12 protein-coding genes are annotated in these 17,503 nt (G+C 72.1%); 7 read left to right on the forward strand and 5 right to left on the reverse strand.

What is annotated here, in order from left to right:
• Window positions 1–20: 20 nt before the first annotated feature.
• Window positions 21–2,060, reverse strand: a complete 2,040-nt coding sequence (locus tag ACFWUY_RS19750) for a PIG-L family deacetylase (protein WP_384109612.1) — start codon at window positions 2,058–2,060, stop codon at window positions 21–23.
• 307 nt (window positions 2,061–2,367) lie between these two features.
• On the opposite strand from ACFWUY_RS19750, the gene ACFWUY_RS19755 reads away from it, so the two are divergent.
• Window positions 2,368–5,355 (forward strand): bifunctional [glutamine synthetase] adenylyltransferase/[glutamine synthetase]-adenylyl-L-tyrosine phosphorylase, encoded by a 2,988-nt coding sequence (locus tag ACFWUY_RS19755; RefSeq protein ID WP_384109617.1) that lies wholly within the window; start codon window positions 2,368–2,370, stop codon window positions 5,353–5,355.
• A 6-nt stretch (window positions 5,356–5,361) separates the two neighbouring features.
• Here the strand turns inward: ACFWUY_RS19755 and ACFWUY_RS19760 are convergent, their stop codons facing one another.
• Window positions 5,362–6,177, reverse strand: coding sequence for a DUF4344 domain-containing metallopeptidase (locus ACFWUY_RS19760; RefSeq protein ID WP_384109623.1), 816 nt, complete (start codon window positions 6,175–6,177; stop codon window positions 5,362–5,364).
• Window positions 6,178–6,347: 170 nt separating this feature from the next.
• Window positions 6,348–6,956 (reverse strand): TetR/AcrR family transcriptional regulator C-terminal domain-containing protein, encoded by a 609-nt coding sequence (locus ACFWUY_RS19765; RefSeq protein ID WP_384109626.1) that lies wholly within the window; start codon window positions 6,954–6,956, stop codon window positions 6,348–6,350.
• Window positions 6,957–7,073: 117 nt separating this feature from the next.
• Between ACFWUY_RS19765 and ACFWUY_RS19770 the strand changes: the two genes are divergently transcribed.
• Together ACFWUY_RS19770 and ACFWUY_RS19775 are read left to right on the forward strand one after the other, a co-directional pair.
• Window positions 7,074–8,615 carry an APC family permease gene (locus ACFWUY_RS19770; protein WP_384109629.1) on the forward strand — a complete coding sequence of 514 codons (1,542 nt, stop codon included), beginning with the start codon at window positions 7,074–7,076 and terminating at the stop codon, window positions 8,613–8,615.
• A complete protein-coding gene (locus ACFWUY_RS19775) occupies window positions 8,522–10,093 on the forward strand; it encodes an amidohydrolase (RefSeq protein ID WP_384109634.1) in 1,572 nt (523 codons plus the stop codon). Before ACFWUY_RS19770 ends, ACFWUY_RS19775 begins: the two co-directional genes overlap by 94 nt.
• Here ACFWUY_RS19775 and ACFWUY_RS19780 read toward each other — a convergent pair.
• Together ACFWUY_RS19780 and ACFWUY_RS19785 are read right to left on the reverse strand one after the other, a co-directional pair.
• Window positions 10,077–11,021, reverse strand: a complete 945-nt coding sequence (locus tag ACFWUY_RS19780; protein ID WP_384109638.1) for a phosphatase PAP2 family protein — start codon at window positions 11,019–11,021, stop codon at window positions 10,077–10,079. The genes ACFWUY_RS19775 and ACFWUY_RS19780 overlap by 17 nt on opposite strands.
• 89 nt (window positions 11,022–11,110) lie before the next feature.
• A complete protein-coding gene (locus ACFWUY_RS19785) occupies window positions 11,111–12,133 on the reverse strand; it encodes a LacI family DNA-binding transcriptional regulator (protein WP_384109641.1) in 1,023 nt (340 codons plus the stop codon).
• 348 nt (window positions 12,134–12,481) lie between these two features.
• On the opposite strand from ACFWUY_RS19785, the gene ACFWUY_RS19790 reads away from it, so the two are divergent.
• From ACFWUY_RS19790 to ACFWUY_RS19805, 4 genes are read left to right on the forward strand one after another with little or no spacing between them, the layout of a single operon-like run.
• A complete protein-coding gene (locus tag ACFWUY_RS19790) occupies window positions 12,482–13,756 on the forward strand; it encodes an extracellular solute-binding protein (protein ID WP_384109644.1) in 1,275 nt (424 codons plus the stop codon).
• Between the two features lie 19 nt (window positions 13,757–13,775).
• Window positions 13,776–14,792 carry a carbohydrate ABC transporter permease gene (locus ACFWUY_RS19795; RefSeq protein ID WP_384109647.1) on the forward strand — a complete coding sequence of 339 codons (1,017 nt, stop codon included), beginning with the start codon at window positions 13,776–13,778 and terminating at the stop codon, window positions 14,790–14,792.
• A complete protein-coding gene (locus ACFWUY_RS19800; RefSeq protein ID WP_384109680.1) occupies window positions 14,786–15,658 on the forward strand; it encodes a sugar ABC transporter permease in 873 nt (290 codons plus the stop codon). The genes ACFWUY_RS19795 and ACFWUY_RS19800 overlap by 7 nt, the downstream gene beginning before the upstream one ends.
• Window positions 15,659–15,708: 50 nt before the next feature.
• Window positions 15,709–17,376, forward strand: coding sequence for a glycoside hydrolase family 13 protein (locus tag ACFWUY_RS19805; protein WP_384109650.1), 1,668 nt, complete (start codon window positions 15,709–15,711; stop codon window positions 17,374–17,376).
• Window positions 17,377–17,503: the final 127 nt, after the last annotated feature.

The raw sequence follows: 17,503 nt of genomic DNA on the forward strand, positions 1-17,503 counted from the left end.
GGACCACCGGCATGCGGTGCTCATCGGACCGCCGGTGTCCAGTGCAGCCTGCCGTCCAGACCGATCGCCGCCACCCCGTCCGTCCCCGCGTCCGGCGCCCCCGAGAACAGGAACCTCTCCAGCTTCCACGCCGGCCGCGCTCCCGCCCCCACCCCCGTCCTGCCGTGCGGCGCCGTCGCCAGGAAGCCGGTCCGCGACCGGACCGCGAGCAGGCCGTCGCCGCCGCTCACCGGGCCGAAGCCGGCGACTCCGGTGCCCGCGAGCTCCGTGACCGGGGAGACCGGGCCCACGCCCGAGAAGTCGGCGCTCCGCAGGTCGCCGGAGGCCGGCTTGCGGAACCAGAGCCGTACCCCGTCGCCGTCCGTCGCCGCGCTCGCGCTCAGTGCCAGCGTCGTCGGCGGCAGGCCGGTCCGCACCGGCCCCGTCAGCGGCCCGCCCGGGCGCCGCTGCACCCACGCCAGGACGGTGTCCGGGGTGCTCGCGAAGACGTGGCCGCGCCCGGTGCCGTCCGTCGCCGCGACCGGATCGCCGTACACCTCCGTGCCGCCGAGCGTCCGCCACGGCCCCCAGCCGCCGTCGGCGCGCTGCTCGCGGGCCGTCAGGCGGTGGCCGCTGTCCCGCAGGACGAGGGTCGCCCGGCCGTCGCCGGCGACGGTCACGGCGGGCGCGCTGATGTCCGAGGTGCCCCCGGCGTCGCCGTGTTCGGGTGTGCCGAGCGAGAGCCACGGGCCGAAGGCGCCGCCGGGCACGGTCTGCGCGGTGGTCACCACCTCGCGGTGGTAGTCGGCGGCGGCGCCCTCGAGCACCGTCCGGGTGCCGAAGACCGCGATACGGCCGTCGGGCAGGGTCACCGAGGTGACGCCGCTGTCCAGGCCGCCGCCGGGCAGCAGCGCGGGCCCCTGCCAGACGGTGCCGTCCGCCGGCTTCCGCCAGGCCGCGAGGTGTCCGTCGAGCACGGAGAAGGCGTGCAGCCCGCCGTCCCGGTCGCGCTGCACCCAGGAGGTGGAGGTGCCCCTGGCGTACCGGATGGTCTGGGTCCAGCCTCGTCCGGCGGGCCGCGCGGCCACCTTGAGGTCGCCGCAGCCGGCGGCGGTCCCGCAGTCGTTGACGCCGTCGAGCCAGGCGTAGGTCTTCAGGGTCCTCAGCTTCGCGCCGGCCGTCTCGGGGTCGAGGGTGTGCGGCAGGACGCTGGTGGGGTAGCCGAGGTAGTTCTGCACGCCGACGTGCGGATGCCCGGGGACGTCGGCGTACCGGGCGAGCGCGGCCTGGGTGAACCTCGCCCCGAACAGGTGGTCCTGGTGGTCGCGGAACTTCCCGTTCTCCGGGTACGTGCCCGGGCTCGGGTCCTGCATCCGGACGAAGGTCGGCCGGAAGCGGTCGAGCAGCCCCGTGATCGTGGCGACGACCTGGTCCTTCGTGTAGGTGAAGTCGGCCGCGACCGGGGTGCCGGAGGAGCGCTGGGACCCGAGCGCGGTGATCCGGCCGTTCCAGAGGCCGTTGAGGCTGTGCGGGCGGTCGCCGTTGATCGCGCCCGCCTCGCGTATCTGCAGCCACACCAGCTTGACCTGCGGCCGCGCGCGCAGCGTGTCCAGCTCGGCCGTCGCGCCGCCGGCCGTGGGTATCGCGACCCGCTCCCAGGGGCTGGTCCGGTCGCCGGTCGCCATCTCGGCGTACGCGGCACGGATGCCGTTCTGCCGGGCCTCGGCGTAGTCCGCCTTGTCGGGATCGGCCCCGGCGGCGTCGCGCGGGCGCGCGTTGACGCCGTCGGACTCGCCGGCGGTGAGGTAGACCGAGGCCAGGGGGTGGCCTGAGCGGATCGACTGGGATATGTCCGGGTTCATGAAGAACAGGTCGTCGTCCGGGTGCGCCACGATCTGCACCACGGAGGCGGCGCCCTTCACGCCCTTCGCGGGCGGCGCCCCGGTCACGGGCGCTTCGGTCACGGGCGGCGCGGGTTCCACCGGCTTCGCGGCCGCGTGCGCCGTCGGCGTCCTCGGCGCTCCCGTCACCGACAACAGCCCGGCGAAGGCGCCGCCCACCAGGGCGGCCGTCACCGCCACGGAGACGGTCCTGCGGCGGGACGGAAGGGGACGACGGCGGCGGGGGCGGACGGGCATGTTCGGCGGCGCGCTTTCAACGGGGGCGGACAGACTGAGGCGACCCGTCCCGAGCGGGACGGACCTTCGAAGCAGCAGGACGGACTTTCAAGAAATACGGTTCATCGGGCCCGAAAAGCACTCCATGTGCGGGACGTCACGTGTGATCCGTTGCGAAGCGAAGGTCGGGCCGCCCCCGGCCCCCGCTCCGGATAGGCTCGATCCGCCCGGACCCGACCCCGGGGCGGACCTGCTCGGAGGGAGCGGCGGAATGACGGTGCCCGGACGCAGGAGCAGCACCTTCTCACGTCTGCTGCGGCACGGATTCACCGATCCCTCGGCGTCCGAACGGCTCCTGGACGTGCCCGAGCTGTCCGCCCTGCGCGACGCCCCCGTCCTCCTCGACGCCCTCGGCGCCACCGCCGACCCCGACCTCGCCCTGCGCGGTCTCGTCCGCCTGGCCGAGGCGCAGCCCGAGGCCGAGCGGCAGACGTTCACGACCACGCTGCTCTCCGCCAAGCCGTTCCGGGACCGGCTCCTCGGGGTGCTGGGGGCGTCCGAGGCGCTCGCCGACCACCTGGCCCGCCACCCCCGCGACTGGGAGTCCCTCGTCACCTACGAGGCGGTGGACCTGCACCCGGGGGTCGCCGACTTCGAGCGGGGGCTCTCCGAGGTCACCGACGCCGTCGGGCTGCGGGTCGCCTACCGCCGCTGTCTGCTGGCCATCGCGGCCCGTGACGTGTGCGGCACCATCGACGTCGCCGAGACCGCCGCCGAACTCGCCGACCTGGCGACGGCGACCCTGCGCGCCGCGCTCGCCCTCGCCCGCGCCGACGCGCCCGCCGACGCCGCCCTGTGCCGGCTCGCCGTGATCGCGATGGGCAAGTGCGGAGGCAACGAGCTGAACTACGTCTCCGACGTGGACGTGATCTTCGTCGGCGAACCGGCCGAAGGGGCCGACGAGGGCAAGGCGCTCCAGGCCGCGACCCGGCTGGCCTCCCACCTGATGCGGATCTGCTCGGAGACCACCGTCGAGGGCACCATCTGGCCGGTCGACGCCAACCTGCGTCCCGAGGGCCGCAACGGCCCCCTCGTCCGTACCCTCTCCTCCCACCTCGCCTACTACCAGCGGTGGGCGAAGACCTGGGAGTTCCAGGCCCTCCTCAAGGCGCGCGCCGTCGCGGGCGACCCGGAGCTCGGCGCCCAGTACGCCGCCGCCGTCTCCCCCCTCGTCTGGCAGGCCGCCGAGCGGGAGAACTTCGTCCCCGACGTGCAGAAGATGCGCCGCCGGGTCGTCGACAACATCCCCGCCGCCCAGGTCGACCGTGAGCTGAAGCTCGGCCCCGGCGGCCTGCGGGACGTCGAGTTCGCCGTCCAGCTCCTCCAGCTCGTGCACGGCCGCAGCGACGCCACGCTGCACAGCGGGACCACCCTCGACGCGCTCGCCGCGCTCGCCGCGGGCGGGTACGTCGGCCGCGCCGACGCGGCCCAGCTCGACGAGGCGTACCGCTTCCTGCGGGCCATGGAGCACCGCATCCAGCTGTACCGGCTGCGCCGCACCCACCTCGTCCCCGAGGACGAGGCCGACCTGCGCCGCCTCGGCCGCTCGCTCGGCCTGCGCACCGACCCGGTCGCCGCGCTGAACAAGGAGTGGAAGCGACACGCGGCCGTCGTCCGCCGCCTCCACGAGAAGATCTTCTACCGGCCGCTGCTCGACGCGGTGGCCCAGCTCGCCCCCGGCGAGATCCGGCTCAGCCCGAAGGCGGCCGGGCAGCGGCTCGAAGCACTGGGGTACGAGGACCCCGCCGCCGCCCTGCGCCACCTGGAGGCGTTGGCCTCCGGGGTGAGCCGCAAGGCCGCGATCCAGCGGACGCTGCTCCCGGTGCTGCTCGGCTGGTTCGCGGACTCGGCCGACCCGGACGCCGGGCTGCTCGGCTTCCGCAAGGTCTCGGACGCCCTCGGCAAGACCCCCTGGTACCTGCGGCTCCTGCGCGACGAGGGCGCCGCCGCGGAGAACCTCGCCCGGGTCCTCTCCGCCGGGCGGCTCGCCCCCGACCTGCTGCTCCGCGCCCCCGAGGCGGTCGCTCTGCTCGGCGACCCCGAGGGGCTGAAGCCGCGCGGCCGGGACCACCTGGAGCAGGAGGTCCTGGCGGCGGTGGGCCGCGCGGGCAACGCCGAGCAGGCCGTGGCGGTGGCCCGCGGGGTGCGCCGCAGGGAGCTGTTCCGTACCGCGGCGGCCGACCTCATCGGCTCGTACGGCACCGAGGACAACCCCCGCGAGCCCGATCCGGGCGCGCTCGTCGACCGGGTCGGCGAGGCCGTCACCGATCTCAACGCGGTGACGATCGCGGGCGCCCTGCGGGCCGCCGTGCGCGACGGGTGGGGCGACGAGCTGCCGACCCGGTTCGCGGTCATCGGCATGGGCCGCTTCGGCGGTCACGAGCTGGGGTACGGCTCCGACGCCGACGTCCTGTTCGTGCACGAGCCGCGCGAGGGCGTCGACGAGCAGGAGGCCGCGCGGGCCGCGAACCGGGTGGTCGCCGAGATGCGAAGGCTCCTCCAACTGCCCACGGCGGACCCGCCGTTGCTGATCGACGCGGACCTCAGGCCGGAGGGAAAGAGCGGCCCCATGGTCCGCACCCTGAAGTCGTACGCGGCCTACTACCACCGCTGGTCGCTGGTCTGGGAGAGCCAGGCGCTGCTGCGCGCCGAACCCATGGCGGGCGACCGGGAGCTCGCGGACCGGTTCATCGAGCTCGTCGACCCGCTGCGCTATCCGGCCGAGGGGCTCGGCGAGGACGCGGTCCGCGAGATCCGCCGGCTGAAGGCCCGGATGGAGTCCGAGCGGCTGCCGCGCGGCGCCGACCCGACGCTCCACGCGAAGCTGGGGCGCGGCGGCCTCAGCGACGTCGAGTGGACGGTCCAGCTGTTCCAGATGCGGCACGGCTGGGCGGAGCCGGGGCTGCGGACGCCCCGTACCCGCGAGGCGCTCAGGGCGGCGCACGCGGCCGGTCTTATCGCGACGGACGAGGCGCAGACCCTGGACGAGGCATGGGTCCTGGCCACCCGGGTCCGCAACGCGGTCATGCTGGTCCGCGGCCGCCCCGGCGACACGTTCCCCTCGGAGCCGCGCGAACTCGCGGCGGTGGGACGGTACCTGGGGTACGGCCCGGGCCACATCGGCGAGCTCGTCGACGACTACCGCCGGATCACCCGCCGGGCCAGGGCGGTCGTCGAGGAACTGTTCTACGGGGCGTAGGAGTTCTCATTTCAGGTACGGGGCGAGCAGGGTGCCCCACGCCTTGTTGATCTTCTCGTACTCGTCGGGACACTGGGCGGCGCGGCTCGCGGGCAGCACGCCGTCGGGGTTGTCCTCGGTCAGTACGACGCCCTGGAAGCCGCTGGGGTCGGAGCCGTACAGCCAGCAGATGGCGTTGTAGTAGCGCTGTGCGCTCAGCGAGTGCTCGTCGGCGAGTTGACCGCTGATGTCGCCCTGCTCCGTCGCGGCGGCGAGGGCGCCCCAGGCCCGGATGGCGCTCACGGCGTACTCCTGGTGCAGGGAGTCGTCCGCGAGGAGGAGGGTGGCGAGCTGGTCGGCCGCGTCCTCCTCCCGGCCGGTGGCGGGCAAGTCGTAGATGTCGATCAGGGCGTGTCCGAGTTCGTGGAAGACCACGCTGTTGGAGATGCCGATGAGGTCGTCCTCGGTGGCCCGCTTCTGCTGGGCCTCCGTGCCGGACGTGTTCAGCTTCTCGAAGACGCCCCGGTAGTACCCGGCGAGTTCGTAGCAGAAGCCGATGCTCTGGCTCTCGGAATGCCAGAAGGCGTTGTTCTCACCACAGCTCAGGGCGATCAGGGAGACGTGGTGCGGCAGCCCGATCAGGGCGTTCGTGTGGGCGGCCGCGCTCTCCAGGACCTCGTTCTGCTGGAGGAAGCGCTGCTCCGCCAGGTCCGGTGCGGTCTCGGCGGCCGTGTACTCCACGACGAGAAGCCCGGGGCCGGGCGCGGCGGTCGCCGTGGACGCGCCGAAGGCCAGGAGGGCGGTGGCGGCCAGGGCGGCGGCCCATCTGCGGTGGAATCGCATTCTCTGCCTCCTGCCACCGGACCACCGCGCGCGGTGGATCCGTGTCGGGGGAGTCGGAGCGGCCGGGACCCCGAGGGCCGTACAGCCTCAGGATAGGACCGCCGACCGGCGCGGGCACGTGCACGGCAGGGGCCGGCGCCCCCTCGCCGTCCCCCGCCCTCCCGCCGTCCCTAGGGTGCGTCGAGGAGCGTTCTCACATGCGCCAGGTAGCCCGTGAGGGCCAGCTCGAAGGCCTGGTCCGCGCGGCCCTCGGGGACCGCGTCGAGCGCCCGGGCCAGGCGCGGGGTCGCGGTCTCGTCGGCCACCACCCACATCGCCTCCGGGGCCGCGAGGTCGAGCGCCGAGCCGAGGACCAGGTTCTCCAGGGCGATGATCACGGGCATGACGTCCGGCAGTGCGAAGCCCGCGTCGAGGAGGCGGGCGACGGCCAGCTCGTACTGGTCGAGGACCTTGGGCGCGCGCACCGGTGAGGTCATGAGCATCGGGATCGCGCGCGGGTGGGCGGCGAACGCGGCCCGGTAGGAGCGGGCCCAGGCCGCCATGGCCGCGTCCCACGGCTCCCGGTCCAGGGTCCCGGTGTCGATGGCCGAGGACACCCGCTCGCGGAGGAGCTCCACGATCCCGTCCCGCCCGTCGACGTGGTGGTAGACCGACGCCGTCTGCACCCCGAGGCGCCTCGCGATCTGCGGGACGCTGAACTCGCCCTGCTCGTCGACGATCTCGAGCGCCGTGGTGGTGATCCGCTCCCGGTCGAGGAGGGGTCTGCGCGGCCGGCCCATGAGTCGTCACTCCCTGTTCAGATGCCCGTCGGGTCTTCCCGAACGATCGAGCCCGAGGCTACATTGCGCAAACCGAAAGCCTTTAGGTTTCCTGCCACCGGAAGGGCTTCCCCCGTCATGTCCTCATCCACCCCCGACGAGCCCCCAGGTCTGAGAACCGGCACCCTCACCACCGCCGACATCACCTTCTTCGTCGTCTCCGCCGCCGCCCCGCTCACCGTCATGGCCGGCGTCGCGCCCATCGCCATCGTCCTCGGCGGCATCGGCGCCCCCGCCGGCTACCTCATGGCCGGCATCACGCTCGCGATCTTCGCCGTCGGATTCACCACCATGAGCCGCCACGTCAAGAGCGGCGGCGCCTTCTACGCCTTCATCACCCGGGGCCTCGGCAAGCCGGCCGGCATCGCCGCGGCCCTGCTCGCCATGCTCGGGTACAACGGCATGGAGATCGGCGTCTACGGCCTCCTCGGCACCGCCACCGCCGACACCGCCCACGCCCTGTGGGGGATCGACGTTCCCTGGCTCCCCGTCTCGATCGCCGGGCTGCTCCTCATCTGGTACGGCGGCTTCCGCTCCATCGACTTCGGCGCCAAGGTCCTGGGCGTCCTGCTCGTCGCCGAGACCGGCATCCTCGTCCTGCTCGCCGGCGGCGTCCTGCTCGAAGGCGGCGCGAACGGCCTCTCCCTGGCCTCCTTCACGCCCGGCAACGTCCTGGTCCCCGGCAGCGCCGCCGTCCTCGCCTTCGCCTTCACCGCCTTCACCGGCTTCGAGTCGACCGTGATCTACCGGCGCGAGGCCCGCGACCCCGCCCGCACCATCCCCCGCGCGACCTACATCGCCGTCTGCTTCCTCGGCCTCTTCTACGCCTTCGTCGTCTGGACCGTCATCCAGGCCTTCGGGAACGACAAGGTCGTCGAGGCCGCCGCCGGCGACACCGGCGGGCTCTTCTTCGCGGCGATCACCACCTACGTCGGCGGCTGGGCCGCGGACCTGATGCACGTCTTCATCGTCACCAGCGTCCTCGCCTCCCTCCTCGCCTTCCACAACGCGATCAACCGCTACGGCCTCGCCCTGGCCGAGGAGGGCGTCCTGCCCCCGGCGTTCGGCAGGGTCCATCCCCGCCACCGCTCCCCGTACCTCGCCGGCGCCGCCCAGACCGTCCTCGGCCTCGCCGTGGTCCTCGGCTTCGCGGCCGCCGGAGCCGACCCGTACACGCAGCTCCTCCTCTGGGTGAACACCCCCGGTGGCCTCGGCCTGATGGCCCTCCAACTGCTCGCCGCGCTCGCCATCCCGTTCTACTTCCGCGGCGTCCGCCACGCCGAGGGCGTCCTGCGGACCGTCGTCGCCCCCGTCACCGCGGCCGTGCTCCTCGCCGGCGCGATCGCCCTGGTCGTCACCAAGATCGACGTCTTCACCGGGGCCTCCGCCACCGTCAACACGGTGCTCGTCTCCCTCGTCCCCGCCGTCTTCGCCCTCGGGCTCCTCCTCGCGTACCGGCTGCGCCGCACCCGCCCCGAGGTCTACGCCCGCTTCGCCGCAGAACCGACCGACCCTGGAGCCCCCACGTGTCCTCCGCACCCGACCTCGTCCTCGTCAACGCCCGCGTCCGCGACCCCGGACTCACCGGCCACACCGCCGTCGCCGTCCATGGCGGACTGATCACCGCCCTCGGCACCGACGCCGAGGCCCGCGCCTGGGCCGGACCCGGCACCGAGACCGTCGACCTCGCCGGCGCCACCCTCACCCCCGGCCTCACCGACGCCCACAGCCACCCCGTGTGGGGCCTGGAGATGTTCACCGGCACCGACCTGTCCGGCGTCACCGGCCTCGAAGGACTCCGCGCCGCCCTCCGGAGCGCCGAGCGCCGCGACGGCTGGATCATCGGCTTCGGCCTCGACCACAACGTCTTCGGCGGCCGCCCCGTCCACCGCGACCTGATCGAGGACGTCCTCGACGGCGCCCCCGCCCACCTCCGCCTCTACGACGGACACTCCGCCCTCGTCAGCGGCACCGCCCTCAAGGCCGCCGGCATCGAAGGCCCCCGCGCCTTCGCCCAGCACTCCGAGATCGTCTGCGACGCCGACGGCCGCCCCACCGGACACCTGATCGAGCACGCCGCCATGGACCTGATGACCCCGGTCCTGCCCACCCGGCCGTACGCCGAGCGCCGCGCCCGGCTCGTCGAGCTGCTCACCGGCATGGCCGCCACCGGCCTCACCTCCGCCCACGTCATGGACCTCGGCGGCCACGACGTACCCGGACTGCTCACCGCCCTGGAGGAGGACGGCGAGCTGCCCCTGCGGCTGCGCCTCGCCCCCTGGTGCATGCCCGGCGCCACCGCCGGGGAGCTGGACGCGCTGGTACGGCTGCAGGAGCGGGCCGGCCGGCTCTGGGCGATCGGCGGCGTCAAGTTCTTCATGGACGGCACCGTCGAGGGCGGCACCGCCTGGCTGGAACACGCCGACTGCCACGGCCGGGGCACCGACGCCTTCTGGCCCGACCCGGCCGCGTACTCCGCCGCCGTGGGCCACCTCCACCGCGCCGGGGTCGGCACCGCCACCCACGCCATCGGCGACGCCGCCGTCCGGCACGTCCTCGACACCGTCGAAGGCCTCGGCACGGGCGGCCCCCGGCACCGGATCGAGCACATCGAGACCGTCCCCGACGACCAGCTGGGCCGCTTCGCCGCGCTCGGGGTCGTCGCCTCGATGCAGCCCCCGCACACCGCGTACACCCGCGCCGACCACACCGACGAGTGGTCGAAGCGGCTCGGCGAGGAGCGGGCGGGGCGCGCCTGGCGCTGCCGTGACCTGCGGGACGCCGGGGCGCACCTGGCGCTCGGCTCCGACTGGCCCATCGCCCACTACGACGCCCGGCAGGTCCTCGCCACCGCGCGGGCCCCGCGCGGCGCGGCTTCGGCCCGGCACGGGCTCACCGGCCTGATGGCCCTGGAGGGGATGACCACGCACGCGGCGGTGGCGGCGGGGGAGGAGCACGTCGCGGGCCGGATCGCCCCCGGCTTCCGGGCCGACCTCACCGCCTTCGCCGTGGACCCGGTGGAGGCCCCGGCGGACGAGACCGCCGAGGCCCCGGTCCGGCTCGCCGTCGCCGGCGGCCGGATCACCTTCCGGAGCTGACCCGCGACTGTTCCGTCGGCTCGCCCGTCCCGTCGGTGGCCTCGTCGGTCGCCGCGGCCCCGCGGTCCGTCCCCATCGCCGGGGACGGGCCGCCCGAGGCGACCGGCGCCACCGGTTCCACCAGCTTCGGCAGCCGGTGCGGCCGGGAGCCGTACCAGAAGTAGGAGACGGCGAAGCCGAAGCCCAGGCAGATCATGCCGCCGACCGCGTCCAGCCAGAAGTGGTTCGCGGTGGCGACGATCACGACGAGCGTGGCCGTCGGGTAGAGCAGACCGAGGATCTTCGCCCAGGGCGCCTTCGCGAGCAGGAAGATCGTCAGTCCGCACCAGAGCGACCAGCCGATGTGCATCGACGGCATCGCCGCGTACTGGTTCGACACGTGCTTCAGGTTGCCCGAGGCCATCGAGCCCCACGTCTCGTGCACGAGGACCGTGTCGACGAAGTTCAGGTCGGTCATGAGCCGGGGCGGCGCGAGCGGGTACAGGTAGTAACCGACCAGGGCCACACCGGTGGTGGAGAACAGGACGGTACGGAACGCCGCGTAACGGCCCGGGTGCCATCGGTACAGCCATACGAGCACACCGATGGTCACGATGAAGTGCAGCGTGGCGTAGTAGTAGTTCATCGAGACGATCAGCCAGGTCACCGAGTTCACGGCGTGGTTGACGGCGTGCTCGAAGGCGAGGCCGAGGGACTGCTCGGCCTCCCAGATCCAGTCGGCGTTCTTGAAGGCCTGGGCCTTCTGCTCCGGCACCGCGTTGCGGATGAGGGAGTACGTCCAGTAGCTCACCGCGATGAGCAGGATCTCGAACCAGATCGTGGGGCGCCGGGGCCCGCGCGTCCGCAGACGCGACAGCCTGCCGTCGGCCACTGTGGGTGACGACGGGGTCGTCCGGTCGTCCAAACTCTTCACGGTCGTTTCACCCATAGGGAGAGAGTGTGCCAGATCCCCGCCTCCTGACAGATCATCCCTCGGACGGGTCACGGGCGCACCCGCTCCCCCTCAGGGACGAGCCCTCAAGGACGAGGGGGAGCCGAGGCCGTTGAACCACGAACGACCAGCTCGGGCATGAAGACGAACTCCGAGTGCGGGGCCGGTGTGCCCCCGACCTCTTCGAGCAGCGCGCGGACCGCCGCCTGCCCCATCGCCTGCACCGGCTGTCGGATGGTGGTCAGCGGCGGATCGGTGAACGCTATGAGGGGGGAGTCGTCGAAACCGACGACCGAGACGTCCCTCGGCACGTCGAGCCCCTGCTGCCGGGCGGCCCTGATCGCGCCGAGCGCCATCATGTCGCTCGCGCAGACGACCGCCGTGCAGCCCCGGGAGATCAGCGCCCCGGCCGCCGCCTGACCGCCCTCCAGGGTGTAGAGGGAGTGCTGGATCAGTTCCTCGGACTCCTCGAAGGAGAGGCCGAGCCGCTCCTCCATGCCCTGCTGGAAGCCCTCTATCTTGCGGAGCACCGGCACGAACCGCTTCGGTCCGACGGCGAGCCCGATCCGGGTGTGCCCGAGCGCGGCCAGGTGCGTCACCGCGAGCCGCATCGCCGCCCGGTCGTCGGGGGAGACGAAGGGCGCCTGCACCTTGGGGGAGAAGCCGTTGAGGAGGACGTACGGGACGCCCTTGCCGCGCAGCTGGTCGTAGCGCGTCATGTCGGCGGTGGTGTCGGCGTGCAGTCCTGAGACGAAGATGATGCCGGCGACACCGCGCTCCACCAGCATGTCGGTGAGCTCGTCCTCGGTGGACCCGCCGGGGGTCTGGGTGGCGAGGACCGGCGTGTAGCCCTGCCGGGTCAGGGCCTGCCCGATGACCTGCGCGAGCGCGGGGAAGATCGGGTTGTCCAGTTCGGGGGTGATGAGGCCGACGAGTCCCGCGCTGCGCTGGCGCAGTCGTACGGGCCGCTCGTAGCCGAGCACGTCGAGCGCGGCAAGGACGGATTCGCGGGTGGCGGTGGCCACGCCCGGCTTGCCGTTGAGCACGCGGCTGACTGTGGCCTCACTGACCCCCGCCTGGGCTGCGATGTCGGAAAGCCGCGCGGTCATGGGGATGGACTGTACCGGTCACGGGGCGTATTGCCCACCGCACAGGTGATGCAAGCCACCTCGCAAGGTCTTGCAGGACTTGCAGGGCGCGTGAGGCGCGAAGGGGGAGTGCGGGAAGGGGTGCGCGCCCCTTGGAAGGCGTGCGCCAGCTGCTGTCAAGCGATGCGACGGCAACCTTAGGGACACGCGGATGTAACGATCCCCCGTCCTTGCAGAAACTTCTCGCAAGGTCTTTCGGCTCGTTTTCATCTTTGTTACGTTCCTGGCAACCCGGAGCGCCGCGAGGGAGCGGTCGCATGAGGAAGGTTCCAGCCCCTCGTCCCCCCGGGATCAGTTGAAGGAGTTCACATGCGGCGTGGCATAGCGGCCACCGCGCTGGTCGCGGCCCTGGGCGTCACCCTGGCGGCGTGCGGTAGTGACAGCGGTTCGAACGGCGGCTCGAAGAGCTCGGGCGAGCTCTCCGGCACCGTGACCTGGTGGGACACCTCCACGGTCGGCTCCGAGGACAAGGTCTTCAAGAAGGTCGCCGAGGACTTCAAGAAGAAGCACCCCAAGGTCACCGTCAAGTACGTGAACGTGCCGTTCGGTGAGGCGCAGAACAAGTTCAAGAACGCCGCGCAGTCCGGCTCCGGCGCCCCCGACGTCATCCGCTCCGAGGTCGCCTGGACCCCCGAGTTCGCGGACCTCGGCTACCTGGCCCCGCTCGACGGCACCCCGGCCCTCAAGGAAGCGGACGACTTCCTGGAGCAGGCCGCCGCCTCCACCAAGTACAACGGCAAGACGTACGCGGTGCCGCAGGTCATCGACTCCATGGGCATCTTCTACAACAAGAAGATCTTCAAGGAGGCCGGCGTCGAGGTCCCCAAGACCATCGACGAGCTCAAGACCGTCTCCGCCAAGATCAAGCAGAAGACCGGCAACCCCGGCCTGTACCTGCGCGGCGACGACGCCTACTGGTTCCTCTCCTTCCTGTACGGCGAGGGCGGCGACCTCGTCGACGCCGAGAAGAAGACGATCACCGTCGACAACGCCGCCGGTGTGAAGGCCTTCAAGGTCGTCAAGGACCTGGTGGACTCGGGCGCGGCCAAGACCGACGCGACCGACGGCTGGAACAACATGCAGACGGCCTTCAAGGACGGCAAGGTCGCCATGATGATCAACGGCCCGTGGGCCGTCGCCGACACCTACGCCGGCAAGGAGTTCACCGACAAGGCCAACCTGGGCATCGCCCCGGTCCCGGCCGGTTCGGCCGGCCAGGGCGCCCCGCAGGGCGGTCACAACCTCGCCGTCTACGCGGGCTCCAAGAACCTCGACGCCTCCTACGCCTTCGCCGAGTACATGACCTCGGTCGAGACCCAGGCGACGGTCGCGAAGGAGCTCAGCCTCCTCCCGACCCGCGAGTCCGTCTACATCAAGGCGGACGTGGCGACCAACGAGATGATCACCTTCTTCAAGCCGGTCGTCGACAAGGCCGTCGAGCGCCCCTGGATCCCGGAGACCGGCAGCCTGTTCGCGCCGCTCGTCACCGAGTACACCAAGGTCCTGACCGGCCAGACCACCCCGGAAAAGGGAGCCAAGGCGACGGGTGACTCCTACCGCAAGCTCCTGAAGGACTGGAAGTAACAGGAAGGCAGGCCGGCTGATGGCTGTGGACACCCCCAGCCAGTCGGTGGTGAAGGCCGCGGGCGACAGCGTCGCCCGCGGCCGGAGCCGCGGAACTGGTAAGCCCCGGGGCGCGGCGAAGAAGCGCTCCTTCTCCACCCACTGGTACGCCTGGGCGATGGTCGCCCCGGTGACCGTCGTGATCGCCGTGATCATCGGCTACCCGCTGGTCCGCGGCATCTACCTGTCGCTGACGAACGCCAACGAGCGCAACGTCGCGCGGTCGATCGGTGTCAACGAGATCCCGGCCACCTACGAGTTCGTGGGTCTGGAGAACTACGCCGACGCGATCACCGGCGGCCAGTTCCTCGGGACGCTCGGCTGGACGGTCGTCTGGACCGTGTCCTGCGTGGCGATCACCTTCGCCCTCGGCCTGGGCCTCGCCAACATCCTCAACCGCAGGATCGCCGGCCGCTCCGTCTACCGGATGCTGCTGATCCTGCCCTGGGCCGTCCCCGGCTTCGTCTCCGTCTTCGCCTGGCGCTTCCTCTACAACCAGGACAACGGTCTTCTCAACAAGATCCTCGCGGGCGGCGGCATCGACGCCGTCCCGTGGCTGAACGACCCCACCTGGGCCAAGTTCTCGGTCATCCTCGTCAACGTCTGGCTCGGCGTGCCGTTCATGATGGTCGCCCTCCTCGGCGGGCTCCAGTCCATCCCCGGCGAGCTGTACGAGGCCGCCGAGATGGACGGCGCCAACGCCTGGCAGCGCTTCCGGCACATCACCATGCCCGGCCTGAGCGCCGTGTCGACGACGGTGATCCTGCTCTCCACCATCTGGACCTTCAACATGTTCCCGGTGATCTTCCTGCTCACCCGGGGCGGACCCGGCGAGGCCACCCAGATCCTCGTCACCCAGGCGTACAAGTTCTCCTTCGAGATCAGCCCGCGCGACTTCGCCCAGTCGTCCACGTGGGGCGTCCTCATCCTGGTCCTCCTGATGATCTTCGCCGCGATCTACCAGCGCGTCCTCCGCAAGCAGGGAGAAGTCTGGTGACCACCACGACCCCCACCCCCCAGGCCGTGAACGCCCCGCTCCGGGGACGCCGCTCGCCGATCGCCTCGGTCGGGCTGCACCTCACCCTGATCGTCGCCTCCGTGATCGCCGTCTTCCCGGTGCTCTGGGTCCTGCTGACCTCGCTGAAGCCGGCGAAGTACGCGACCACCACGGACTTCGTCAAGGAGACGACGCTCGAGAACTACACGAACCTGCTGAACGACACCCCGTTCCTCACCTGGTTCGCCAACTCGCTGCTCGTCGCGGGACTCACCACCGTCGTCGGCGTCTTCATCTCCGCCACCACGGGCTACGCCGTCAGCCGCTTCCGCTTCCCCGGCAAGCGCGGCCTGATGTGGACGCTGCTCATCACCCAGATGTTCCCGGTCGCCGTCCTCATCGTGCCGATCTACAACATCATGGCGTCGATGGGCCTGCTCAACCAGCCGGCCGGCCTGGTCATCACGTACCTGACGATCGCCGTCCCGTTCTGCGCGTGGATGATGAAGGGCTTCTTCGACACCATCCCGCGCGAGATCGACGAGTCGGGCTACGTCGACGGCCTCACCCCGTTCGGCACGTTCCGGCGGCTGATCCTGCCGCTCGCCAAGCCGGGCATCGCCGTCACCGCGTTCTACTCCTTCATCACCGCCTGGGGCGAGGTGGCCTACGCCTCCGCCTTCATGGTCGGCGACGAGAACCTCACCCTGGCCGGCGGACTGCAGAAGTTCGTCAACCAGTACGGCGCCCAGTGGGGCCCGATGGCCGCGGCCTCCGTGCTCATCGCCATCCCCGCCGCCCTGGTGTTCCTCTTCGCCCAGCGGCATCTGGTCACCGGCATGTCCGCCGGTGCCGTCAAGGGCTGACGGCCCTGAGCGCCCCTCCTGTACGCATCTCCTTACCTCCCAGGGAAGACATGACCCAGCATCTCGCCACCCCGGCCGACGCCCCGACCACCGGCACGCACACGGGCTGGTGGAGAGACGCCGTGATCTACCAGGTCTACCCGCGCAGCTTCGCCGACGGCAACGGCGACGGCATGGGCGACCTGGAGGGCATCCGCAGCCGGCTGCCGTACCTCAAGGAGCTGGGCGTCGACGCCGTCTGGCTCTCCCCGTTCTACGCCTCGCCGCAGGCCGACGCCGGTTACGACGTCGCCGACTACCGGGCCATCGACCCCATGTTCGGCTCGCTCCTCGACGCCGACGCGGTGATCCGCGAAGCCCACGAACTGGGTCTTCGGATCATCGTCGACCTGGTGCCCAACCACTCCTCCGACCAGCACGAGTGGTTCCAGCGCGCGCTGCGCGAGGGCCCCGGGTCGCCGCTGCGCGAGCGCTACCACTTCCTCCCCGGCAAGGGGAAGGGCGGCGAACTGCCGCCCAACGACTGGGAGTCCATCTTCGGCGGCCCGGCCTGGACCCGCACGGAGAACCCGGACGGCACCCCCGGCGACTGGTACCTGCACCTCTTCGCCCCGGAGCAGCCCGACTTCAACTGGGAGCACCCCGCGGTACGGGACGAGTTCCGCTCGATCCTCCGCTTCTGGCTCGACATGGGCGTCGACGGCTTCCGCGTCGACGTCGCCCACGGCCTGGTCAAGGCCGAGGGCCTGCCCGACCTCGGCGCCCACGACCAGCTGAAGCTGCTCGGCAACGACGTCATGCCCTTCTTCGACCAGGACGGCGTCCACGAGATCTACCGCTCCTGGCGGCAGGTCCTCTCCGAGTACGACGGCGAGCGCGTCCTCGTCGCCGAGGCCTGGACCCCGACCGTCGCGCGCACCGCGAACTACGTGCGCCCCGACGAGATGCACCAGGCCTTCAACTTCCAGTACCTGGGCACCCACTGGGACGCGGAAGAGCTGCGCGCCGTCATCGACGAGTCGCTCGAAGCGATGCGCCCGGTCGGCGCCCCCACCACCTGGGTGCTGTCCAACCACGACGTCACCCGGCACGCCACCCGCTTCGCCAACCCGGCGGGCCTCGGCACCCAGCTGCGGACCCCCGGCGACCGCGCGCTCGGCCTGCGCCGGGCCCGCGCCGCGACCCTGCTGATGCTGGCGCTGCCCGGTTCGGCGTACGTCTACCAGGGCGAGGAGCTCGGCCTGCCGGACGTCACCGACCTGCCCGACGAGGTCCGTCAGGACCCGTCGTTCTGGCGGGCCAGCGGCCAGGACGGCTTCCGCGACGGCTGCCGGGTGCCGATCCCGTGGACCGTCGAGGGCTCCTCGTACGGCTTCGGCGACGGCGGCTCCTGGCTGCCGCAGCCCGCGGCCTGGGGCGGTCTGAGCGTCGAGGCGCAGACCGGCGACCCCGGCTCCACCCTGGAGCTGTACCGCAGCGCGCTCGCCGTGCGCCGCGAGCGCCCCGAACTCGGTGCGGGCGAAGGCGTCGAGTGGCTGGAGGCACCCGAGGGTGTGCTCTCCTTCCGCCGCGACGGCTTCGTCTGCACCGCCAACACCACCGGCCGGGCCATCTCCGTCCCGCTGCCCGGCCGGTATCTCCTCTCCAACGAGGACGTCAAGGTCGTCGACGACGAGGCAGTGGTGCCCGCCGACACCACCGTCTGGTGGGCGGTGTGACGATCCCCCTGCCGCGGGGGGGCGGGGACCGCGCCCCCCCCCGCCCCGCCCCGACGGCCCCACGCACGCCGCCCCGCCCACGCCCCCGCACGGGCGCAACCCCAAACGCACCGGGGGCGCGGCCGGC

It is taken from the genome of Streptomyces sp. NPDC058664 (assembly GCF_042716635.1).
Taxonomy (GTDB): Bacteria; Actinomycetota; Actinomycetes; order Streptomycetales; family Streptomycetaceae; genus Streptomyces.

Bases quoted from the DNA above. Each gene is read 5' to 3' on its own strand.
- ACFWUY_RS19770 (WP_384109629.1), top strand. From the start codon at position 7,074: ATGTCCTCATCCACCCCCGACGAGCCCCCAGGTCTGAGAACCGGCACC.
- ACFWUY_RS19795 (WP_384109647.1), top strand. From the start codon at position 13,776: ATGGCTGTGGACACCCCCAGCCAGTCGGTGGTGAAGGCCGCGGGCGAC.
- ACFWUY_RS19765 (WP_384109626.1), bottom strand. From the start codon at position 6,956: ATGGGCCGGCCGCGCAGACCCCTCCTCGACCGGGAGCGGATCACCACC.
- ACFWUY_RS19760 (WP_384109623.1), bottom strand. From the start codon at position 6,177: ATGCGATTCCACCGCAGATGGGCCGCCGCCCTGGCCGCCACCGCCCTC.
- ACFWUY_RS19785 (WP_384109641.1), bottom strand. From the start codon at position 12,133: ATGACCGCGCGGCTTTCCGACATCGCAGCCCAGGCGGGGGTCAGTGAG.
- ACFWUY_RS19805 (WP_384109650.1), top strand. From the start codon at position 15,709: ATGACCCAGCATCTCGCCACCCCGGCCGACGCCCCGACCACCGGCACG.
- ACFWUY_RS19755 (WP_384109617.1), top strand. From the start codon at position 2,368: ATGACGGTGCCCGGACGCAGGAGCAGCACCTTCTCACGTCTGCTGCGG.
- ACFWUY_RS19790 (WP_384109644.1), top strand. From the start codon at position 12,482: ATGCGGCGTGGCATAGCGGCCACCGCGCTGGTCGCGGCCCTGGGCGTC.
- ACFWUY_RS19780 (WP_384109638.1), bottom strand. From the start codon at position 11,021: ATGGGTGAAACGACCGTGAAGAGTTTGGACGACCGGACGACCCCGTCG.